The sequence below is a fragment of the Alteromonas marina genome, assembly GCF_000808575.1.
In the GTDB taxonomy this organism is placed as follows: domain Bacteria; phylum Pseudomonadota; class Gammaproteobacteria; order Enterobacterales; family Alteromonadaceae; genus Alteromonas; species Alteromonas marina_A.
In genome coordinates, this window is the sequence record NZ_JWLW01000023.1 from 214,108 (window position 1) to 237,665 (window position 23,558).

Annotated in this window: 17 protein-coding genes; 10 read left to right on the plus strand and 7 right to left on the minus strand. The window is 46.0% G+C overall.

The features are described 5' to 3' along the window. The first annotated feature begins 196 nt into the window (after positions 1-196). The gene (locus RJ41_RS13220; RefSeq protein ID WP_240485795.1) at positions 197-3,361 is read left to right on the plus strand and encodes a TonB-dependent receptor; all 3,165 of its coding nucleotides are present in this window, start codon (positions 197-199) and stop codon (positions 3,359-3,361) included. Between the two features lie 29 nt (positions 3,362-3,390). On the opposite strand, the gene RJ41_RS13225 is transcribed toward RJ41_RS13220, so the two are convergent. From RJ41_RS13225 to RJ41_RS13245, 5 genes are all read right to left on the minus strand, one after another. After that, positions 3,391-3,573 (minus strand): DUF6435 family protein, encoded by a 183-nt coding sequence (locus RJ41_RS13225; RefSeq protein WP_039221919.1) that lies wholly within the window; start codon positions 3,571-3,573, stop codon positions 3,391-3,393. A gap of 169 nt (positions 3,574-3,742) precedes the next feature. After that, positions 3,743-4,444, minus strand: coding sequence for a DUF6445 family protein (locus RJ41_RS13230; RefSeq protein WP_039221582.1), 702 nt, complete (start codon positions 4,442-4,444; stop codon positions 3,743-3,745). Then, positions 4,423-5,166 (minus strand): SapC family protein, encoded by a 744-nt coding sequence (locus RJ41_RS13235; protein WP_039221584.1) that lies wholly within the window; start codon positions 5,164-5,166, stop codon positions 4,423-4,425. The genes RJ41_RS13230 and RJ41_RS13235 overlap by 22 nt, the downstream gene beginning before the upstream one ends. 27 nt (positions 5,167-5,193) lie before the next feature. Further along, positions 5,194-6,762 (minus strand): tryptophan halogenase family protein, encoded by a 1,569-nt coding sequence (locus RJ41_RS13240; RefSeq protein WP_039221586.1) that lies wholly within the window; start codon positions 6,760-6,762, stop codon positions 5,194-5,196. 84 nt (positions 6,763-6,846) lie between these two features. Beyond that, a complete protein-coding gene (locus RJ41_RS13245) occupies positions 6,847-9,753 on the minus strand; it encodes a TonB-dependent receptor (protein ID WP_039221588.1) in 2,907 nt (968 codons plus the stop codon). Positions 9,754-10,294: 541 nt separating this feature from the next. Here RJ41_RS13245 and RJ41_RS13250 point away from each other — a divergent pair. The 5 genes from RJ41_RS13250 to speA all read left to right on the plus strand — a co-directional run bounded on the left by RJ41_RS13250 (position 10,295) and on the right by speA (position 15,813). Continuing rightward, positions 10,295-11,452 carry an NAD(P) transhydrogenase subunit alpha gene (locus RJ41_RS13250; protein WP_039221594.1) on the plus strand — a complete coding sequence of 386 codons (1,158 nt, stop codon included), beginning with the start codon at positions 10,295-10,297 and terminating at the stop codon, positions 11,450-11,452. 2 nt (positions 11,453-11,454) lie between these two features. Beyond that, the gene (locus tag RJ41_RS13255) at positions 11,455-11,736 is read left to right on the plus strand and encodes an NAD(P) transhydrogenase subunit alpha part 2 (RefSeq protein ID WP_014951245.1); all 282 of its coding nucleotides are present in this window, start codon (positions 11,455-11,457) and stop codon (positions 11,734-11,736) included. An 11-nt stretch (positions 11,737-11,747) separates the two neighbouring features. Next, positions 11,748-13,136 carry an NAD(P)(+) transhydrogenase (Re/Si-specific) subunit beta gene (locus RJ41_RS13260; protein WP_014951244.1) on the plus strand — a complete coding sequence of 463 codons (1,389 nt, stop codon included), beginning with the start codon at positions 11,748-11,750 and terminating at the stop codon, positions 13,134-13,136. 185 nt (positions 13,137-13,321) lie between these two features. Continuing rightward, positions 13,322-13,744: an arginine decarboxylase gene (locus tag RJ41_RS13265; RefSeq protein WP_014980649.1), complete on the plus strand. Its 423-nt coding sequence runs from the start codon at positions 13,322-13,324 to the stop codon at positions 13,742-13,744. A gap of 158 nt (positions 13,745-13,902) precedes the next feature. Further along, positions 13,903-15,813: a biosynthetic arginine decarboxylase gene (gene speA / locus RJ41_RS13270; protein WP_084081875.1), complete on the plus strand. Its 1,911-nt coding sequence runs from the start codon at positions 13,903-13,905 to the stop codon at positions 15,811-15,813. Between the two features lie 63 nt (positions 15,814-15,876). Here the strand turns inward: speA and RJ41_RS13275 are convergent, their stop codons facing one another. After that, complete coding sequence (locus tag RJ41_RS13275; RefSeq protein ID WP_039221605.1) at positions 15,877-17,025, minus strand: serine hydrolase domain-containing protein; 1,149 nt, start codon at positions 17,023-17,025, stop codon at positions 15,877-15,879. Positions 17,026-17,324: 299 nt separating this feature from the next. On the opposite strand from RJ41_RS13275, the gene RJ41_RS13280 reads away from it, so the two are divergent. The 3 genes from RJ41_RS13280 to RJ41_RS13290 are packed head-to-tail and all read left to right on the plus strand — an operon-like array spanning position 17,325 to position 20,248. Then, entirely contained in the window at positions 17,325-18,767 is a 1,443-nt protein-coding gene (locus RJ41_RS13280; RefSeq protein ID WP_052235470.1) for a DNA-3-methyladenine glycosylase 2 family protein, read from the plus strand. Positions 18,768-18,781: 14 nt separating this feature from the next. Then, the gene (locus RJ41_RS13285; RefSeq protein WP_039221607.1) at positions 18,782-19,330 is read left to right on the plus strand and encodes a methylated-DNA--[protein]-cysteine S-methyltransferase; all 549 of its coding nucleotides are present in this window, start codon (positions 18,782-18,784) and stop codon (positions 19,328-19,330) included. 33 nt (positions 19,331-19,363) lie between these two features. After that, the gene (locus RJ41_RS13290) at positions 19,364-20,248 is read left to right on the plus strand and encodes a DMT family transporter (RefSeq protein ID WP_039221610.1); all 885 of its coding nucleotides are present in this window, start codon (positions 19,364-19,366) and stop codon (positions 20,246-20,248) included. Positions 20,249-20,265: 17 nt separating this feature from the next. Here the strand turns inward: RJ41_RS13290 and RJ41_RS13295 are convergent, their stop codons facing one another. Then, positions 20,266-21,687 (minus strand): sensor domain-containing diguanylate cyclase, encoded by a 1,422-nt coding sequence (locus RJ41_RS13295; protein ID WP_039221613.1) that lies wholly within the window; start codon positions 21,685-21,687, stop codon positions 20,266-20,268. Between the two features lie 231 nt (positions 21,688-21,918). On the opposite strand from RJ41_RS13295, the gene glmU reads away from it, so the two are divergent. Then, positions 21,919-23,277: a bifunctional UDP-N-acetylglucosamine diphosphorylase/glucosamine-1-phosphate N-acetyltransferase GlmU gene (gene glmU / locus RJ41_RS13300; RefSeq protein WP_039221614.1), complete on the plus strand. Its 1,359-nt coding sequence runs from the start codon at positions 21,919-21,921 to the stop codon at positions 23,275-23,277. The last annotated feature ends 281 nt before the right edge of the window (positions 23,278-23,558 follow it).

A 23,558-nucleotide genomic window follows, 5' to 3' on the forward strand; every position in this document is an offset into this window, starting at 1 on the left:
ATCGTTGTTACTTACTAAGACGACAGCCACGCTATTTTCCCCCAGTATTTTCAACATTATCGCTCAAAAATTAAATTTGTTAATGGGTTGTATATAATGCGGCGCTAGTTTAAAACAACACCAACAATAAAGAGGAGGGTGACGCGTAGGCATTTCCCCTTCATAAATTAATAATAACAATAGCGTAAATACAAATATGCCTGTGGCAAATAACCCATTCGACACACAACCCAAGCTGCCTTTTAAGCCTAAAGCTTTAACGGTTGCGCTGTGTATGGTGTCGTTCGGTGCAAGTCACACTGCTATTGCTCAATCGGTGCTTCCTCACCAACAAGCCGAAGTAATTGCGCAAAATAAGTCACCGCTCCCAGCGATAAATTTCGCTATTCCCGCGCAAAGCGCAGATGAAGCGCTCATCGCGTTTGCTAATCAGGCCGCGCTGACCGTAGTCTTTCCCTTCAATAAAGTCAGACATGTCTTTGCCAACGAAGTAAGTGGTAACTATACGCCACAGGAGGCAATTGAAAAGCTTTTAGCTGGTACGGGCCTATGTGCTCACATTGTTGATAACACACGCATAAAAATAGTGCCTGCTAGCGATGGCGATGAAAACAATCACTTGCTTGGTCGCCTGTTTAACGCCATTACGGCACAAGACGATAGCTTGGTGACCGTACCGGATGAGCAAGGTAGTTACGACATTGAATACATTGAAGTAAGGGGCTTGCGAGCGCGTGTTGCTCAATCGGTGGGGATTAAACGCAACGCGAACGTCATCATTGATACTATCCAGTCGGTGGATATGGGTAAGTTCCCCGATCAAAACCTCGCAGAAGCGCTGCAGCGTGTGTCTGGCGTATCTATCGACCGCGCAGAAGGGGAAGGGCAACTTGTTACGGTGAGGGGCTTTGGGCCGGAATTTAATCGGGTTTTATTAAACGGCAGGCCCATGGCAACCGATAAGCTCGGGCGCGAATTCAGTTTTGATACACTGGCTTCTGAGATTGTCAGCAGTGTAACCGTACACAAACAAAGTCAGGCGACTATGCAGTCGGGTGGCATTGGCGCTACGATTGATGTTCAAACTGCTAAACCTTTATCCTTCAAGGGAATGCGGGCGACTGGCAGCGTCAAAATGCAGTACGACACCAACTCGCAACAATACGCGCCTTCTACGTCTGCTATGTTCAGCAACACCTATTTAAATAACTCGTTTGGTATTCTAGCCTCTTTTACTCAGCACAAGCGCCAAGCGCGGTTAGAAGAAGCGCAAATTGATGGCTGGTTGGTAAATACTAACGTACCTGAAAGTGAGCTTTCTGATGAAGTTTCTACGCTATATGTGCCCAGGAATTACGATCAAAGAGTACGCTTTGACGATAGAACCCGTACGGGGTCTGCGCTCGTTTTACAATATCGACCTAACAACAAGCTCGAGCTTACGGCCGATTATCTGGGGTCAACATTTGATGTTGAAACCTCGGCAACCTCAATGGGGCATTGGTTTACATCGAGTAACCTTGAAGATGTTGCGGTTGATAAAAACGGCACAGCGGTGTCTTTTTCACAAAACAGTGGGCACGCCACAGACTTTCACGCTCGCACTTTTAACCGTTCGTCGACCTTAAAAAGCTTCGGTTTTGCAGCAAACTATATCGCGAGCGATAGCGTAATTGTTGATGCTGATCTGTCTTACTCAATGGCTAATGTCGATGACAATAACGGAGAGGGCAATTCACTCTCTCTTATCGGCTATTTAAATCGCTCTTCATTCGACCATACTCAATCAAACATATTGCCTGCAATATCGGGCTTTGAACAAGCCAACCCTCGTCAAGTTAACGCTTTGGGTGAGCCTGTGGGGGTATCCCATTACTTAGACCCAGCTAACGGCCGTTCCCACGTTATGCTGCGCAGAGGATGGAGTGTTGACGACGATATAGGGCAAGCAAAAATCAATGTAAGTGTGCTTGGGGATGAAAACTGGTTTAGCAAAATTGACGTTGGCGGAGCATTAACTCAGCGCGAAAAAGCCAACGAAAGAAGAGACAACGAAGCTGACGCTAGACACTGCAGTTTTTGCGGCTATTTTGATGCACCAGATATTCCCGATAGCTTTCAAACCATATTTGACGCTGGCGACGATTTTCTCGGGTCGATTAGCGGGCACGAAAATATTCCTCATCAGTGGCTGCGTCACGACGGCGATACAAACTTCCGTTACTTGGAGAACGCCGGTGATGTCAGTTTGGCCGCTGAAACCCGGGGAAGCTCTTTCGCGGTTAAAGAAACGGTGTATGCGGGGTATGTTCAAGCTGCCATTGAAAAAGATTTTGCGCCTTGGTTTATCGATCTGCATGCAGGGCTACGGGCTGAGTATACTGACGTAAAAGTAAGTGGTGTCGACGAACAGTTATCGGCGTTGGTTATTTTAGACCAAACCGAACTGGGACAAGAGTTTGGTGCTTCGGTAAGTATTGATGAATCGTCAAATTACACCAACGTTCTACCTAGCGTAAGTTTTAAAGCCAGCTGGTTAGATAGCTGGGTATTTCGCGCGGCTTACAATCACAGTATTACCCGTCCAACCTTAGAACAGATGGCGCCGGGTGTAACCTATACTACAACGCGACAAGGTGGCGATTTGCGGGCGCGTATAGGAAACGCACAGCTATTGCCCTTCGAGGCAAAAAACATTGATGTGGCCATTGAGCATTACTACCAAGAAAATAGCTACTTATCTGCAGGTTACTTTAGAAAAACGGTAGATAATTTCATTGTTAACGAGAGCAGTACGCAAACCTTTAATAACGTAAGCGATCCTAGCACCGGCACGGATCCAAACGCGGTTGATGATGCTGATGCGTTAGCGCAGTTTTCCGTAATATCTCCTAGCAACGGTGAGTCTGCAACGGTTGAAGGGGTAGAGGTAGCGGTGCAGCATTTGTTTGGCGAGTCAGGCTGGGGAATTCAGGCCAATGCGAGCTTTGTAGACAGCAACGCTGAATTAGACACCGCAAATATCCGTTCAACCTTTGCGCTTACGGGGTTGTCGGGTGCCAAAAACATGGTGCTGTTTTATGAAAAAAATGCGCTGCAATGGCGAGTGGCTTGGAACCAGCGAGAAGGCTTTTTGCAGTCACTAAACCAAACCCAAAGCACCGAGCCTACCTTTGTTAGCCCTTACCAGCAGTGGGATATGAGCCTTTCATATCAGTTCAGTCCTAGGGTTTCTGTATTTTTTGAAGGTATCAACATTACCAACGAAACCGTGCATAAGCGCGGCCGATTTAGCAATCATCTCTTGCTCGTGCAAGATGCAGGAGCTCGCTATGCAGTGGGCGTTAATATCACCTACTAACCGCCTTATTTATCCTGGTTCATAGCGCTCTATGATTTTGGCGTACCTTGTTCCAATGCCTCTATTTCTTTCCATAGCTGTTCAGATTGTGCTGTGAGCAAGGAGTACGTTTTTATATCGCCGTTTCTTTGCGCATGCATGGCTTTCTCAAGGAGGGCGTCATACTGCTTTCGCATCTTTTTGGTTGGGTTGCTTTTGAAAAGTCCAAACATCATAAATATCCTATACGGTGATTTAGCGAGGAAACGTTTGAAAATAAAGTTTCGATCACCTTTTTGTATGAATAAACCTTCATGAATACGTTGCACAAGGCACACTAATTGTGATGCTACACGCGCAGACTACTCTATAGATGTTACGTCATGCCCAGTTAAAAGTGGGTCAAAAAACGATACTGGCGTTTGCGGTTAGCCTGCCTTCTTTCACATCAACAGAATCTGAAATATCGTTAGGTAAACAGCCGCTGTGCAGCAAGTTGGCTGGATACAACACGGCACGATTAAACATAGGCTCAATGCGGGCGATTTGGGTGTACATGGCGGTATCACCGTTTATGTACGCTTTAGGTGGTAACCCTACGCTGGTGGCCTGACGTTTTAAGGTTTTAAAATAGCCTTCGTACTGCGCTGCGTTAACCCGTTCTAACCCCGTTTCAATATGTCGATAGAAAGCAGTACCACCCAAAGGAGCGCTAAACAGATAGTGCACCAATGCCCATTCATTATCCTTTTGCGTATCGATGTGCGGAATACATTGAATGGGCGATAAGCTTTTCGGCGCTTGATTGGCTATGGAAAGTTGCACTAGGGGTAGATGAAGCGGTTTTTCCACGCCAAAATTTTGTAGCCCATTATGCGTAGCAAGTTGGCTAAAAAGTTGGGAAAGCGAGGTATGTAGGTGTTCCACATACTCCTGGGGCGGGTGACTCCTCACCCCCGGATAAAAGTCGCCATCTCGTTTCGTAAACGGGTGGTGTTGCGCAATTGTTTCTACCAAACTCAGCGGGTTTGGTATGAAATTATCGATTATGATAATCGGTGTGGATTGCTCACCAACCTTAATTAATTCGTAGTTTGAAACCATGCGTCTGCGTTTTTATTCGCCTTGTTCTTTTTGTCGATAAGGGCATAGATTTGTGCGTTTGACGCTATGAGCGTGTAAATGCTTTGCAGCATGTGTTGTGCATGCAAATCAGCAATTGCGTCAGCGCTAAGCGCCGCTAGCTTATCTTCGTCAATGGTATATAACCCTGTTATAGACGTTTTGCTTTCGTTTTCAAAGGTAATATCTAGAGTGAATGGTGTAATAAGGTTGTACTGTTGTAGGGCGGCAATAAAACGCTGATTTTGCGTTTCACCGTCAAGAAGCTGAGCAAGGATCTGCTGCTTCTCTAACAGGTAGCTGCTAGGCTCTCCTGTGTTATCAAAGAGCGGCGTTCCTTTTTCTTCGCTTACTGAGGCATTATCCATATCAATGCACAGCACCCGGTTACTGCTGTCAGCGCTTTGCGCTTCCGTTCCTACATAAAAAGGCAAGCGTTCAAACTGTGCCGGAATATAAACCGCATCCCATTCACCTTGCTGCCAAAATAGGTTTTCTTTTTCTTCAAAACCTAACAAGGCAGATAAGCCAAATTGTCCTGAGTCGTCAAACTTGGTAATCACCACGGGATAATGAACCACTAGCTTATTTAGCTCAGAGACCACCACAGGAACAAGGTGCTGATAGGCGCTTAGTGACAATGCATCGTCGGTTACTTTCAAATCTGCATGCTGTTTATTATTAATGGCAACCATATGAGTCATACGTAGGTCCTGCTTATTGATTTGCTGTTAAACGGCCTGCAGGCCGAATTGGTGAATTTTATTAATAAGTTCGCGATGTTTAGGCAGTTTCTCCACCGCCATGGCGCGTGCTTTCCTGTTCTGCATCAATTGCTGCTTGGCAAAGTCGGCGTTCACCCATTGCTGATGTGTAGCTAAATCTGAGGTAAACCCCATTCCGTACAGCACATATTGATAGCTTGCCGCGGGAAATACTTCATTATTGCTGGTGAAGTCTTTGTCACTAGGCGGGTGGTATTGCCACAGTGCGAGTAATTCTTTTAATGAATCTGGAATACTATGACTATCGCGATTGTCCCGCCAAAATGCGCTGTCTTCTCGCTTACTTAGCATGTAATGAAGCTTTAAGAAGTCGATAATTCGCTGCCAACGGTAGGAAAAGGTGTCATTGAAGCGCTTCGCCACAATATCCATCACGGCTCGGTTTGCGGGTAACTGTTCGGCAATCATTGAGGCAGACAGCTCAACCAGTACAAGCGCTGAGGCTTCTAAAGGCTCTAGAAAGCCCGCCGCTAGCCCAACAGCCACGCAGTTATTTTGCCAAAAGTGCTGCCTGTGTCCGCTTTGAATAGTAATGTCTTTTACGTTTATCCCATCTATGCCGTTTAACGTGCTGGTTTGGCGTACGTATGAGTCTAAGCGAGCATAGGCTTCATCTTTACTTTGGTGCCTACTGGAGTAGACGTGGCCTACACCTCGGCGTGACTGCAAACCGATATCCCAAATCCAACCGGCGTCTTGTGCGGTGGAGATAGTGTGGGATGCAATAGGACTTTGCGGGGTGTCATAAGGCACGTGTACGGCTAATGCTCGGTCTATAAAAAGTACATCGTCACAGGGAATAAACGGCACCTTATAGTGTTCGCCGAGCAGCATAGATTTGAAGCCGGTACAGTCAACAAAAAGGTCGCCCTCTACTATTACCCCTTGCTCGGTGTGAAGGGCTTTAATATCGCCGTTATCGCTGCTTTCGACGCGGTTAACGTCGGCTAACACATGGTGTACACCTAGTTTTTCAGTACAGTGTTTGGTTAAAAAGGCGGTAAATTTCCCTGCATCTAGGTGATAAGCATAATTTGCGGTGCCTGCAAACTCTGCGTGACGTATGCTTTTAGGTGCACAGCCTGCTTCGCATATAGCTTCCTGAACACATACTGCATGGGAAAAAGATTCGTTTAATTCGGGTGCAACAGACTGCCAATAAGGGCCTAAATTTGTTTGCGAAAACCCTTGGGGCAGCATGAGAGGGTGGTAGTAAAAATCGTGCTCTTCACCTGTAGTCCATTTAGCGAACTTTGCCCCTTGCTTGAATGTGGCGTCACATTCCTTAATGAAGGTGGTTTCACTAATACCCAACGCAATCAACGTAGATCGCATGGTAGGCCAGGTGCCTTCCCCCACGCCAATAATAGGCACATTGGGGCTTTCTACTAAGGTTACTTTAATGTCTTTGCGGATAGCGCATTGATGTTGCGCTGCAATACGACCAGCCGTAAGCCACCCTGCGCTGCCGCCACCGACTACTACAATGTGCGTTATGGGAGTTGCTGTTGTCATACTGTGTTCCTGAATAAAAACTGTGGCTACCAAAGGGTAGCCACGAATGTGGGGCCAACAAACGCCGGCCCCAATTACGCGAAACTAAAAGTTTCCGCGCACACCGAAGGCCCAACGTCTGCCGCTGTCTTCAACCAACAGCAAGTGATTAGAGAAGCGACCGCGCTTATGTACGAACTCTTCTGTAAGGTTAATACCTTCAAAGAAGATTTCTACATTGTCTGTCACGCTGTAGCTACCGCTAATGTCAAGCTGTTGATAAGACTCAACAATGGTTGGGCCGTCACCCTGCCCTTGTGTTAACGACTGAACAAATGCGTCACGCCAGTTATAGGCAAGACGAATTTGATAGTCGTCAGTTTCATAAAATGCCACTAGGTTGTAAGAATCGCTTAACCCAGTTAGCGCAAATACTTGGTTAATATCGAATGGATCGAGTTCGGCATCACTATCAACAATGGTTCCATTGGCAAGTACACCAAAGCCGTTGTCAAAAGTGTGCTGAAGCGCAATCTCGAAGCCGTCTACCGTCGCGTCTTCACCGTTATTTGGCAGTGTATTGGTAAACACCGCTACGTCGTCACCCGCATCTGGCGCGCTAGCGTTAGCGCCAGTAGAGGGATCTGTTAGCAGGCTGCCGTCAGCAAGCTCGAAGGTTTTGTCTTCTTGGCTATTAACAATAAAGTTCGATACCAGCTTTCTGAAGTAACCAATTGATGCATAACTTGCTTCGTCATAGTAGTACTCAAGCGACAAGTCCAAGTTATCCGATTTGAATGGCTCTAGTGCAGGGTTACCACTGGTAGACGTTAAATCACCACCTTGGCGGGTGGTCGTAACTACGGTTACCGGTGACATGCTGTTGAGCGTAGGGCGAGTAATGGTAGAGCTCGCCGCAAAGCGCGCAATTAAATCGTCGGTAATTTCTAAACGTACGCTGAAGTTAGGTAATAGCACGTCGTAATCAGACTCAGTGGCAATACTTTGCGCATCACCAAAGCCAGCCAGCATTTCGGTTTGATCCAGAATCGTTAAGCCCGTTATTGGCGCTTGCGTTCCGTTAACCGTCACATCCGTCATTTCATAACGCACACCTGCGGTTGCGCTTAAGAACATGTCTGCAACTTCGCCTTCAAAGTCGAATTCCATATAGGTAGAGATAATATCTTCTTCAACTTCAAAGCTGTTGTTACGGCGCACCGCATCAAAACTAATCGAATCACCATTTACGCTTTGATAGTAAGATTCTAAAAACGCAAAGTTGGCTTCGCCATCATGGGCAAGCCAAGAGGTGGGCATGCGACCGCTACCACTCACATCAGAGAGGAAGTCGCTGCCCGCGTCAAAAACGTATTGGCTGCCCGCTGGGATCTCAGGTAAGTCGGGGTAACCACAGTAAGTACAGTGAATCCCTACACCTTCATTGTCCCAACGGGTAAGTGATTTGGTTTCGGTGCTGTACTGTGCGCCAAAGCGAATTTCAGTTAGGCCGCTTCCATCTGTTACATATTCGCCGTCAAAGCGCAGTTGGCTCACTTCGTCTTCTACCGCCCAGCCTCGACGCAGCATTACGTGAGCTCGGCTATTAGCCTCATCTAAGTGATTGCTTACTCCATCAGGTGTCAGTGCAGGGTTGTATATAGGGAAACCGTCAGGACCTGTAACAATCGCGCCATCCAGTTCTTGTTGGCCACTGTAAATATTGGCATTAGGCGAGGCGAACATGCTGGCAACAGGTAAAATGTTGTCGTCTACTTGGAACCGTACGCGGTTGGCATAACCGATAAGTGAAAGCTGATCGCCGCCACCGTTATTGGCTTCGCGTTCGGCTTCTGAATGACTTAAATCAAACGATAAATTCAGATTATCAGAGTACTGGTAATCAAAGTTAAGGCCTATGGCATAGGTATCAGTTAAACGGTCGAACGTTTTGGCGTGCATATCTGTCGCCAAACCTACCTCTTGGTATAAATCGACAATAGTACCGTTTGCATCAACCGTTGGGCTGCGGCGATTGCCGTTTTCATCAAACAGGCTGCCGTCATCACCTACACCCTGAATGTTAGGTGCGGTAAACCAGTGGCCGTACGACGTTGCTTCAGACTCTACGTCAAAATCTGAATACAGTGCGTCAGCAGTTACAACCAGTTTGTCGTTAGGTGCATATTGGAATACAAGATTAGCGTTTGTTCGGGTACGCTCTTCAAAGGTCACTTTGTGATCGTAGTTTCGCGGTGAAAATACATTGCCTGTCCAAGCGTCGCCTGACTGCGTAACAGGGTTTGGCACGCCAACGTTCTCTAGCCAACCGTCCATTTGAGCCTGGTTAAGGCGAGTCTCACGCTCTTGGTGTGAAACGGCAAGTAATACACCGAAGGTGTCGTCGTTGAAGGTGTTGCTAATAAGGCCTGAAAATTGCGGCGTAGTTTCTTCACTATTTTCGTCGTACACGCCTTTTACTGAGCCCGCCATTTTAAAACCGTTTAATGCAAACGGGCGCGCGGTATTAATATTAATGGTAGAGCCTACACCACCAGACTGCATTGTGGCCGTTGACGTTTTATGCACGTCAAGGCTGCTTACTAACTCAGAAGCAATCGTGTCGAAACTGAACGCACGCGAATCGTTTTCAGACGCCATCTGACGGCCATTTACCAACACGGTGTTAAACTGTGGTCCAAAACCACGTACGGTAATTAGCTGGCCTTCACCGCCTGAACGGTCAATAGATACGCCGGTAATACGCTGTAGTGATTCAGCTAAGTTGGTATCGGGAAAATCACCGATGTCTTCTGCGCTAATGGCGTCGACTACGCCAGCAGAGCTGCGTTTAACATCCATCGATTTTGCAACCGATGAGCGGATACCACTTACCTCAATCACTTCGACGTCTTTATTGGGTTGCGCGTCTTGGGCAAATGCACTATTAGCAGAAATAGCCGACGCTAAAACTGCTGCCACTGAGCATGCAAGCTTGGTTTTCCTATACATGATGGTGTGTGTCCTAATCGTTAATTTTAATGCGCCTTGTGGTGTGCACCCCACTTGGCTTTCTCTCACAGCATTTCGCTGTTAATTCATCAAGACGACACGGTTTGTAAAATCCCCCAAATTTATTTAACAATTTTTTAAATTAATTGAATCGCCTTGTTTAAAAGGCGTGATTTCCTCGTCATCGATTAGCGTATTTCACCTTTACGTGTGTTTAAAAAATAAACAATTATTGATATATTCACAAAATAAATGCTTCTTTATCCACTTCATTTATCGCCTGTATGCCATTTCTATATAAATATTAGTTATGACTCGTAAGCAAATGATACTAGTGATGTATGCCCATATAGCGTAGCTTTGCCCCAGTTTCGCTTGAAAAATAAGCGGAATGAGGGGTGCTATTCGAAGCAAAATAAATACAGAAATTGCCTGTTCTGTTTTTGATTTCGCTAGAGAATACTAGGCATAAGTGAATAAAATGGCTTAGTAATGTTTAAAGGGTGTCATTCTCGGATAGCCGGAATGTGAGGAGAAGCGTGTGAAAATCATAATATTAAATGAATCAAAAGCGCCAGATCCGCTAAATAATGTGGAGAAGCGATGTGCGGCTACACCTAGTAGTGCACAGCGTCTGGTGAAAAAAGGGGCGACCTTACTGCTAGAAGCGGGGGCGGGCGTACACTCAGGGTATTCAGATAAAGAATACAAAGAGGTAGGCGTAACTGTCATCGATGATGTGAATGATGCATTATCAACAGCAGATATGTTGGTGGCGGTGAACAAACCCACCGATGCACAGCTAGCGTTGATGAAAAAAGGGGCCATTGTGGTAGGCCATCTCGACCCTTTCTTTCAGCAATCGCTTGTTGAGTCTATTGCAGAAAAGGGGCTAACCGCTATTTCTGTAGAGATGATCCCTCGTTCTTCTCGTGCACAAAAAATGGACGCATTGAGCTCGCAAGCGAGCCTTGCTGGTTACGTAATGGTGATGCAGGCGGCGAATCAGTTGCCATCAATATTACCTATGATGATGACACCGTCAGGAACAATAAAACCAGCAAAGGTATTTATTATTGGCGCTGGCGTAGCGGGTCTTCAAGCTATAGCAACCGCGAAACGCTTAGGCGCAAACGTACTTGCTTATGACACCCGCCCTGTGGTGGCTGAGCAAGTAGAATCGCTAGGTGGCAAATTCCTTAAGATCGACATTGGGGAAACAGGCCAAACGAAAGACGGTTATGCAAAAGAACTGACCGATGAACAAAAAGCGAAGCAGCAAGAAGCGCAACGCGACGCGATTGCCGACTCTGACATTGTTATTACGACAGCGCAGTTATTTGGTCGCAAACCACCAGTGCTTATCTCAAAAGATACATTAGCACTCATGAAGCCGGGTAGTGTGGTTGTAGATATGGCTGCAACATCAGGTGGTAATGTTGAAGGCTCGGTTGCTGGCGAAACCGTTGAAGTTAACGGTGTAAAGGTAATTGGTAATGGTAACTGGAGCCAGTATGTGGCTAAAGCCGCCACCGACATGTACGCCAATAACATCTACAACCTTGTGGATGAGTTCTTTGACGATGAAACCAAAACCTTTGGGCTTAATTTAGAAGACGACATTCTGGCCGGCTGTGTTATTACCCACGACGGTAACATCACCAACGACATGCTTAACAACGCATACAAAGGAGCCTAATCATGGAAATCATTTACCTACTTTTCATCGTGCTACTGGCTGCTTTTTTGGGTTTTGAGTTAATTCGAAAAGTCCCAGCAACCTTGCATACACCTCTAATGTCCGGCTCTAACGCGATATCGGGTATTACGTTAGTGGGAGCATTGGTAGCCTCGGGTAGCGACAACAATTTGCTAACGACCATTCTTGGTACCGCAGCGGTGGCGCTGGCCAGCATCAACGTGGTGGGTGGTTATCTCGTTACTGATCGCATGCTTGGCATGTTCAAGAAAAAAGATAAATAAGGAGTACGCAAGTGAGTGATATCGTAACCGTAATAAACCTTGCGTACGTAGTAGCTGCGGCACTATTTATACTAGGACTTAAGTTACTTAGCCATCCAGATACCGCGAAAAAAGGTAACTTTATTTCTGCCATTGGTATGCTGGTTGCTGTCGTCGTCACCCTGCTTGACCAGCAGATTATTAGCTATCATTACATCCTGCTAGGTTTTGTTATTGGTGGCGCCTTTGGTGCGTGGAAAGCCAAGACCGTTGAAATGACGGCAATGCCGGAAATGGTGTCGTTATTTAATGGCTTTGGTGGCGCAGCGTCATTGCTTCTGGGTTGGGCAACATTAGCCGGAATGAGCCTAATTACCCTTAAAACTGAAAGTGCGTTTACTTTTATTACCCTGTTTTTCACAATTTTAGTTGGGGGAATTACGTTCTCTGGCTCGGTGGTAGCCTGGGGTAAGTTGTCAGGAAAAATGAGCTCTAAAGCCGTTATTTTCACAGGGCTTCGCGAGCTAAGCATCTTGCATCTAATTGGCATGGTGGTGATTGGTTATTTCTTTACTACCGACCCAAGCAACCCACTTTGGATTTACTGTGCTATTGCGTTGTCACTAAGCTTCGGCTTGTGGGCTACCATTTCAATTGGTGGTGCAGATATGCCGGTGGTTATTGCGCTTTTAAATAGCTACTCAGGTGTAGCAGCGTCGGCGGCAGGTCTTGCTACAGGCAACACAATATTGATTGTTACCGGTTTACTAGTAGGCGCGTCAGGCTTAATTCTTACCAATATTATGTGTAAGGCCATGAACCGTTCATTGATGAATGTGTTGTTGTCTGGCTTTGCCAAGCCAGTAGAAGCCGGCGAAAAAATAGAAGGCGAGATTAAAGTACTGTCGGCGCAAGATGCATTTTATGTATTAGAAGCAGCGCAAGCAGTACTGGTGGTGCCTGGTTATGGTATGGCGGTTGCGCAAGCGCAGCACGCGGTACGTGAACTTCAGTCGTTGCTAGAGGAAAATGGCTGTACGGTTGATTACGCCATTCACGCTGTAGCGGGGCGTATGCCGGGCCACATGAATGTGTTATTGGCAGAAGCTGACGTGCCTTATGACCAACTATACGAGATGGATGACGTTAACCCTCGTATGGAAAACTATGACGTGGTTATTGTTATCGGTGCAAACGATGTAGTTAACCCAGCAGCCAAAGAGATGAAAGGCAGCCCTATTTACGGAATGCCAGTTATCGAAGCACATCGTGCGAAAACGGTCTTTGTACTTAAGCGTTCTGCGAATGCCGGTTTTGCCGGTGTAGACAACCCGCTGTTTTTCAAAGACAACACGCGCATGGTTCTGGGTGACGCTAAAGACACCATTAACAGCATTATTCGCGAGTTCGGAGACGACTAATACAGCGTATCTCTTTGATACATCTTCTATAAAGGCCTGTTTAAACACAGGCCTTTTTATTGGGTATTAAACTTAATTACAAAGTACTCAACTATAGTTGTAGTTGATGCTTATCAGCTCTAGTATGTGAATGCTATAGATGTTGAGTTAGCTATTCATATAGTCGCATAGAGATGTACGAGTAAATGTCTACGACCCCTTTTCATATTGAGCCGTTTAGAAATTGTATTTTGGTCACGCTTCGCGGTAAGTGGGATATGTCCACGAACATTCAGTACCTTGCTAAGCTTTCTGATTGCTTGAAAACCCGTAAAGGCCGACCCTTTCACTTATTTGTAGACATGCGTAGTTGGCAAATCCCCAATTCTGATACCTTCAATCAAATAAAAGCGCCCATTAAGTTAGATAGGCGAAGTCAGCTCAGCGAGACATGGCTAGAAGATGAAGCAACCGATGCTGATCACATTGCAGAGAAGTTTTTTAGCGCGCCATCAATTAAACTGGGATTTGAACTTGAACGTACTCAAAACATCTCAGAGTTTATAACCCTTTGTGAAGAAAAAGCAGATAACGTTGTTATAGATTATGTTCGAACTTGGATAGGCTAAAAAAGCCCGCGTTCGATAAACAAAATTCGTCGAGACAATAGATATTTTATATCGCAACAACTATCGCGTTCAGTCTTACGTTGACTATAATACGCTGCTTATTTTCGCACTTTCTATGCTAGGTATTGGCCTAGCCCACTTACAAATAGGTGAATAAATTGTCAGATTGGAGCATCGAAGAAGCGGAGCGCGTCTATGGCGTGTCTCAATGGGGTGGCGGCTATTTTCAAATTGGTGAAAACGGCAACGTCCATATTACCCCTGTTCCTGAAGATCCTAGCATTCGAATCGACTTTAATTCGGTAATTGAAGATATCCGCAAAGAAGGCGTACAGTTTCCTGTTGTTGTGCGCTTCCACGATATTCTGCGCTCGCAAGTTGCAGGCTTGAACAAAGCATTTAGAAGCTCCATCGAAGAAGCCGAATACCAAGGTCAATACCAAGGTGTGTATCCGGTAAAAGTAAACCAAATGCGCGAAGTCGTTGAGGAAATTGTCGATGCGGGCAAGTCATTTAACTATGGCTTAGAAGCGGGGTCAAAAGCCGAGCTTCTGACTGTGCTTGCCATGAATACTAACGAAGAGTCTCTGACTATCCTAAATGGTTATAAAGACGACGAAGTTATGCGTCTTGCGCTGTTAGGAAGAAAGCTGGGTCGCCGCGTTGTGGTAGTAGTTGAAAAATACACCGAGCTTCTTCTTCTGGTAAAAATAGCCAAAGAGCTGGATATCGATCCTATCATTGGTGTGCGCTCAAAAATGACGGTGAAAGGTCGTGGTAAGTGGGAAAGCTCTGGTGGTGAACGTGCGAAATTCGGTTTAACCATTACTGAGATCATTAACGCAGCCCGCTACCTTGAAGAGCAAGGCATGGCGCACTGCTTAAAGCTGCTGCATTTCCATATTGGTAGCCAATTAACAGACATTCGTGCGGTTAAAGAAGCGGTAACCGAAGGCGCGCGTATTTACGCAGACCTTCACAAAATGGGCTTCGAGCTAGATTATGTTGATGTAGGTGGTGGCCTTGGTATCGATTACGACGGCAGTAATTCAACTAATGAATCGTCGCGTAACTACAGCATGCAAGAGTATGTTGCTGACGTTGTCTATGGCATGAAGGAAATGTGCGACCTTGAAGGCGTACCGCATCCGCATCTGGTTAGTGAAAGTGGACGTGCAATCACTGCGCATCACAGCTGTGTTATCACGGAAATTGTGGGCGAAATTAAGTCGAATGCGTCGCAAATGGATACATCAGCAAAAGCGGGTGAACACTTCTTCCTTAAGAATATGCGCGAACTTGCAGACACGTTTGATGAACAAACGAACATGCATGAAATTTACAACGACGCGTCTCAGTATAAAGAACAGGCGCTAGATGCATTTAAATTACGCGTGTTGTCACTTGAAGAGCTGGGCAAAATCGAAACGCTGTACTGGCAAATTATGGGTCGCTTACAGCAGTGGTATCGCAACGAAGAATATGTTCCAGAAGAACTTCAAGAGCTAGATTACAGTTTGTCGTCTCAGTATCTTTGTAACTTCTCTGTATTCCAGTCGGCTGCTGATACATGGGCCATCGACCAGCTGCTGCCGGTAGTGCCTCTTATTCGTATGAATGAAGAGCCAACGGTTAATTGCTCGCTGGTAGATATCACCTGTGATAGCGACGGTAAAATTGATCAGTTCACTATTGGCCGTGAAATTACTGACGTACTGCCAATGCACCCACTTAAGAAAGATGAGCCGTACTACATTGGTTTGTTCTTAACGGGCGCTTATCAAGACGTTATGGGCGACATGCATAACTTGTTTGGTCGCTTAAATGAAGTGCATATTTACAGCTATGACGACGATCCTGAAGACTTTTACATTGAAGAAGTGGTGAAGGGCTCATCGGTAGAAGATGTACTTAACGTTATGCAGTATAACCCGCGCGCAATGGCATCAGATGTAAAACGCTTGATAGACAAGCAAGTGTGGGACGGAAAATTGAACCCTCGTGAAGGGGTTCGCTGGACTGACTTTTATGAAAACTGTTTAGCGGGTTACACTTACCTTAAACAGTAAGCCGCAATATAAAGCAACGGGCTTGTGGTTTATTGGTACAGGCCCAAAGAGCCGATTTAGCTATTACTTAGCTGCGTCGGCTTTTTTCAAAAAGCGCTTCCAAAGTTCGGCTGTTGTCGAATTAATCATATTCGACTCAGCGTTCATCAGCATCACATAGCCTACTTTTTTCTCAGGCATAAACGCTACGTCAGCACGGTAGCCTTTTACCCAACCCCCATGATAGTTAAGCTGTAATCCATTTAAGTCGTAAATACGCCAACCCAAACCATAGTGAGCATCGTCAATCATGCCGCGCCAACCTCTGCGGTAGGTTTCACGCTTCGTCTTCACGCGCTCTGTAGTAACATAGTCCACCATTTCATCGGATATGACCGTGGGGAACTCGCCTAGCAGCGCTTGCAGATAAATCGTCATATCTGAAATGCTAGCGTTAACGCCAGCAGCTGGAGAGAACCGGTAGTAGTTGCTTTCTACCTTTCCTTCGCGCCATTTATTTCTGGCGATAGCAATATGAGGTTGAGCCCATGATTCTGATGCAAGCAATCCGCCTTTTCCAACACTGGCTGTTTTCATACCTAGTGGTGCAAACAGGTTGGCCTGAAGCTGTCGTGAGTAAGAGGTATTATTGTTGCTGAAGTAGTATTCCAACGCGCCAAAAAGTGCATTTTGATAGGTATAGCATTCACCCGGCGCACACAGTGGTTCAAGCTCGCCCAGGGATTTAAGCACGCGCTCCAGCGAGTAGTCAGCTTCAATAAGGTTGTCGTAAGCGTTGGGCATAAAGCCACTAGATTGGCCAACGATATGTTGCAGTTGCAGCGCATTCATTCCTTTGCCTTTAAAAGGAATGTCGGGTAATAAGGTGGTTATCGGCGTTTCCCAGCTAAGCTGGTTTTTTTCTACAAGTTTAGCTGACAACAACGCAGTAAAGGTTTTTGAAACAGAAGCTAGCCTGAATACTGTGTTCTCTGTAACTTTCTCTCCGCCGCGTTTACGGGTACTTCCATATACGTAAACCCTTGGCGCTTTGCCCTGTTCATAAAACACAAACGCATAACCAGGCACGTTGTATTTTGAGGCTTCCTTTTGAACGTAACTAGCATAGTCATCAAGCCAATCCGCAAAAGCGCTTTGTGTAATGACCATTAGCATCGCTATCAGCCAAATTTTAGACAGGCGCAGCTTGAAGGTGCGCAAAGAGTTCAGCATACAGTCAGCTCGTTAAGCCTGTGGTTTTCTGATACATCCATCAGGCGCTCATTATTATTATCGCATTATTATGCGTTTAGCCGCTTCAATGATCAAATGTCGCTAATTTTACTCACTATCTTTTCAATGATGTGATTTATTCTAACGGTATGCGAACCGTTGTAAGAATATGCAAGAAGAGAAGAAACATTCGACTAGCAAGATTTGTAATTATTGAGTTCTGATTTTGTCGCACCAACAGGGCCAATGCACGATACACTAGATAAAGGTGATAAACGACAGGTGGGAAGCGCATTCTAATGCCAGACAATCTTTTTGTCTCAGACATGGGGGCTTCAGAAAACTCGACAACTGCTGAGTCAGTGCTTTCAAAAGCAAGACTTAGCAGAGATCCGCGCTTTGACGGACGATTTTTTGTGGCGGTAAAAACAACCGGTATTTTTTGTAGGCCAATCTGTCCAGCGCGACTTCCTAAAGAAGAGAATGTTACTTACTTTCAACACGCCACACAGGCAATGGCACATGGTTATCGTCCATGTTTTCGCTGCAGACCTGACAGTGCACCTCGTTCAGCGGCGTGGAAAGGCGTGGGCGCAACGATTAACCGAGCGTTGACGCTGCTATCTGTTATTCCCATTGAGCGGGTTGCAGATATTGCTATGCGGTTAGGTATTAGTGAGCGTTACCTAAATAAGTTGGTCGTCAATGCTGTGGGCATCCCGCCTAAGCAGTTTCAAAATATGCAGCGCACTTTGTTTGCAAAGCAGCTTATTCAACAAACTCATTTATCTATGACAGATATCGCAATTACGGCTGGCTATCAATCACTGAGACAACTGCAGCGGGCCATAGAGCAATATTGCGCTACGTCTCCTACCCAGCTTAGAAAAAAAGAGCCGGTTCAACAAAAGGCTATCTCTTTATTTCTTTCATATCGGCCGCCGTACAATTGGCCCTATGTACGAGATTTCTTGGCAACTCGCGCTATTGAAGGAATGGAACGAGTAACGGACGAGAGCTATGAGCGATACTTTTCATGCAATGAAAGTTTAGGCTTTTTTAAAGCCATTCACGACGAGGCGCGCCACGGATTCAAACTTGTCATCGACATGCCTGATTTAGGTCGTCTTCATACGATAATTGAGAACATAAAGCAGGTACTAGATCTTCACGCTGACCCGCTTTTAATTGAACAAAGCCTATTGCAATCTGGGTTACCGCCGAGCAAGTTAACGCCTGGGCTACGCCTTCCCAGTGCATGGAACGTATTTGAAAGCGGCTGCCGAGCTATTGTAGGCCAGCAAGTTAGTGTAAAAGCGGCTATTAGCCAGGTGACTTTACTGGTACATCAGCTGGGCGAAACGGTCTCTGATGCGCTCCCGTCAAACGGTCTTGAATCTAAAACGAGTGAACGCTACAGCTTTCCCTCGCCTGAAAGTGTGGCCGAAAACAGTCTTGAATTCTTACGTATGCCACAGGCGAGAAAAGAGGCCGTACGTCATTTTGCTCGTTTATTCATAAACGGCAACATGCCAAGCCACGAAGACATACTCGCCATTAAAGGCGTGGGCCCGTGGACGCTCGACTATTTAAAAATGCGGGGGGAGAGAAATCCTGACGTCTACCTTGGCGGTGATTTAATCGTTCGTAAAATGGCGCAGCAGTACCCCGTAGCGCCCGAAAAAGCGGCACCTTGGCGCAGTTATTTAACCCTTCAATTGTGGCAGTTAAGCAATCAGTAAAGAGAGTCGTAAGTATGAAATATACAGATTTCGTGAACAGCATACAGGGGCTTGTTAAAGTTGAAGCCTCTGATAAAGGCATAACGGCTATCGAGTTCGTGAGTGCCGCTGAATCAGGTAATACGGCCAACGCGAGGCAGGGTGGTATAGGCAGAGAAACTGCAGCGCAAGAACGCGTGCTAAGCAACGGCTTTCATTCGCAAAAAAACGCCATCACCGAAGCAGCGTGCAGTCAATTACAGGCATACTTTGACGGTACATTACGCGAGTTTGACCTACCGCTTTGCCCTAAAGGTACGGCGTTTCAGAACCAGGTGTGGGATGCCTTGCAGCAAGTTAAATACGGCGAAACGGCCAGCTATTTAGATATCGCAAAAGCCATTGGCAACCCAAAAGCTGTCCGCGCCGTGGGTATGGCAAATGGTCGTAACCCTATTGCTATTGTTGTACCTTGCCATCGTATAATCGGAAGTAATAAAACCCTAACGGGCTACGCAGGTGGTTTACCGCGTAAGCAGTATTTACTTAATTTAGAAGGAGCCCAGGGGGTGCTGGGGCTATAAAAGAATGGGTGATAAGAAAATGGTGATAAAAGAATGGCAATAAGAGACATTATCGCGCTGCTGGTGTTAGCCGGTATCTGGGGCGGTTCATTTATTTTCATGCGTGTTGCCGCACCAGAATTTGGCATCTATGTATTAGTAGCCATTCGTACCGTGCTTGCTACAGCGGTATTGCTACCATTGCTGTTAATACGAGGGTCGGTTAAAGACATAAAGCGACACTGGTTGGCCATTGCGCTAGTGGGCATGGCTAACACTGCGGTGCCTTTCGTCCTGTTTAATTACAGCAGCCTACATTTAGAGGCAGGGGTGAATGCCATTTTAAATGCCACGGCTCCTATGTTTGGCGCCATTGTCGCTTGGCTGTGGTTAGGTGACAAACTAACAAAGTCAGCAGTAGCGGGGCTTTTTGTAGGCTTTGTAGGCGTAACCGTTATTAGTCAGCAAAAGCTCGGCGAGGGCGATATTAGTTTTCTTCCTATTTTGACTGCATTATTGGCCACCACTGGCTACGGCATAGCGGCGTGTATGATGAAGAAATGGTTGCAGGGGGTTAAACCTCTGGTTGTCGCTACAGGTAGTCAGGCCATGGCAAGCGTAATGCTGGCACCTTTCGCCCTTGCAACTCTGCCCGCCACTATGCCAAGCGTAAATGCGTGGGTTAACGCGGTAGCGCTGGCTGTCGGTGGCACGGGCATAGCGTATATCTTGTATTTCAAACTCATAGCTGACATCGGCCCAGCCAAAGCCATTACCGTAGCTTACTTAGTACCACTATTTGGCATTATTTGGGGTGTACTGTTCTTGCAAGAGCACTTATCAATTCAAACCATTGTGGGTGGTTTAATGATTTTATTCGGTGTGGCGTTAACCACAGGCGTTCTCAAAAGAAAACGCCTCAAAATTAAACCTGCTTAGATTAGCTTGAACTAGGGCTAGTCTATCAGCTGCATTCTTACTAAATTGCTGCCGTCGCGCTTGGCTTGATAAAGCGCGTCTTCCGCGTGCGCTGTTACTTCGTGCATAGCGCGCGGTGACGCAGTGTAAGAAATACCAATAGAAGCGGTAATCACAATTTCCGGTAACTCTTGCAATGGTGAAAGTGTAGCTATGCCATGTCGAAGGTTTTGCGCCATATCAAAGGCTACATGGGGGCCCGTGTGTGGCAACAAGATTATAAACTCTGCGCTACTCCATCTACCCAATATATCCTGGTCGCGCATATGTTCAGCTAAGTAAGAGACCACTTTATCAAGAATGTCATCTCCCGCATTACGGCCGTGGGCATCTACAATATCTGAAAATTCGTCAACGCTTAGCAACATTACGCTGAGTGATTTGTGCTCGGCTAACAGCGTTTTATAAATAAGCTGCAAGTTATCTTTTTCAGGAAGTCGGTTGCTGTGACGTACCACCAAGTCTGGCTGCATATCTTTTCTGAAATAGTACAGTAGATTGTAGATAAGTAAGAACAGCGAGAAGACAACAACCAGCAGCGTTACCACGCTAAAAATAAACGCTTGAGAAATCTCTGCTTGGCGGTCTTCAAGCGGACTTAAAAGAAACACAGTCCAACCAAATTGATTCAGCTTAACTTCCGCAATCAGAAAGTCTTTTTGGTCAATAGTGACCAGCTTGTTATTCAGCGCCTGCTCGCTTTGAATTGTCACTGGCAAACTCGCGTACCAAGGCAACTCGGACAAGTTGGTGAATTCTGAGTAAGAGGCGATAAGACTTGGATCTGAAGACAACATAATATCGCCTTCACTATCCACGAATAAGAAGTCATAGCCGTATTCTTGTTTGTAGGTATCGAACACTTCGATAAAGCTGCGCAGGCTTTTTCCAACACCAAAGAATCCCAAGAAGCGGCCATCTTCATCGTGGATCTTTATATCAATATAGAAATGGGTGTCTTCCCATTTACCAATATCGGCAACGGCATCGATAGGGTAGTCCTTGTACTTGAAATACCAGCTTACTTCCCCTTCAATCAGGTTAATTATGCTGCCATCAGAATTATACTGTTTTCTGTCTGCCTCGCTGGCAATAAAGAAAGACAACCCAAACTCATTTTCAAGGCGATCCAATGTCTTAAAAACAGCATCTTGATCAATTGTTTCTCCATCCATCAAGTCTACCAACTCAGTGGAATGCCCTAATGCTTCAGAAATATGTAGAGGCTTAAGAAGTTGCTCGACGATAAGCGATATTGCAGGCGACAGTGACTGCTGCTGTGCGCGACTTTGTTCGGCAACGATTTTTGAAATACTGAAATGAACCAGTGTCACAATAGCGATAACCACTACCGCAAATAACACCAGAATACTTCTATGTAGTGTACGAAATGTGTTCACAGACTGCGCATGCTCCCTTGCCTGACTGAACCTAACCTAAGTGTTGAGTATACCTGTTGCAATAATGAACTACTAGGCGGTTTCTTTTAACTTAGACTAAATAACGAAGAGCAAAAGCGCAATGTGAAGTCGTCCGGTCAGACCTCGGGGTGAATCAATCGCTGACATCTTGTTGGGCCTTGGTTACACTATGCTCCGATTTTCATTCTCTTTGCGAAATAAAGGAATTATATGGCTTTCTCAGTGGTTGTATTAGCAGCGGGTAAAGGTACCCGTATGAAATCGTCGTTACCGAAGGTATTACACAAAGTAGCTGGTGTGCCTATGGTGCAGCGCATTATCAACACAGTAAAATCACTGGGTGCTGACAATATTCATTTGGTCTACGGCCATGGCGGCGACCAGCTAAAGGCAACGGTTGTTGAAGACAATCTAAACTGGTGCTTACAGGCCGAACAGTTAGGTACAGGCCACGCTGTTCAACAAGCTGCACCCCACATTAAAGATGATGAAGACGTGCTTGTACTTGTTGGCGACGCACCACTTATTCGCGAAGAAACACTAAGTGCATTAAAAGCAGCAAAGGAAAGCTGTGATTTAGCACTGCTCACTGTAAATTTAGACGACCCCACAGGTATGGGCCGCATTATTCGCGAAAATGACAATATTACCGCGATAGTCGAGCACAAAGACGCCACTGATGCTCAGCGTGAAATCAAAGAAATTAACACTGGCATGATGATGATGTCTGGCGCTGATCTTAAGCGCTGGTTGGGTGAGTTAAGCAATGATAACGCGCAAGGCGAGTATTATCTTACCGACGTTATTGCCATGGCAGCGGCCGAAGGCAAGCGAATTCAGTCTGCACAGCCACAGGCTGCGGTAGAAGTGGAAGGCGTTAATAATCGTTTGCAGCTAGCTAACCTAGAACGCGCGCTTCAGCGTCGCCAAGCCGAAGAGCTAATGACCAATGGCGTAACCTTGCTGGACCCCGCTCGCTTTGACCTACGTGGTCAGCTTGAAACCGGTAACGACGTCATTATCGACGTTAACGTTATTATTGAAGGTAAGGTTACGCTTGGTAGCAACGTCAACATTGGTGCAAACTGTATTCTGCGCAACTGTACTATTGCCGATAACGCTGTAATTGAAGCTAATTCTATTATTGAAGAAGCCAGTGTAGGTGAAGCTTGCACAGTTGGGCCTTACGCAAGGTTGCGCCCTGGTGCAGTAATGCAGAAAAATGCCAAAGTGGGTAACTTCGTTGAAATGAAGAAGGCTATTTTAGGTGAAGGCGCCAAAGCGAATCACTTAACCTACCTTGGCGACGCTGAAGTGGGTGCTAAAGCGAACATTGGCGCAGGCACAATTACCTGTAACTACGACGGTGTGAACAAGTCCAAAACCGTCATCGGCGAAAATGCCTTTATCGGCTCAAACTCGTCGCTTGTCGCGCCTGTAAACATTGGCAAAGGGGCTACGGTAGGTGCTGGTTCCGTGATCACGTCAACCGTAGACGAAGACGCGCTAGCCGTTGCCCGCGGTAAGCAGCGCAATATTCCAAATTGGCCGCGCCCGACCAAAAAATAAAGACGTACCCTAATTAAAGCTCGCTAACGGGTTATATGATGAGATAGGGCTGGCAAACACAAATAGTGATTAGCTAGCCCAGTTTCTTCTTTAGTCCTATCAAAATATCGCCCAGTCAGAAAGATGACAAAATCAGAGGGCTTGAATTAACGTCCACTGTGTCGCTGTAAACGCAACTCATTCAGCTATCTGTCTTCTAAATAATGAACCATCTGAGGTTTCCCCTATCTATCATTACTGATAGTGTGTGTTTACTTACCTCTTGATTCTTTTTAAATAAG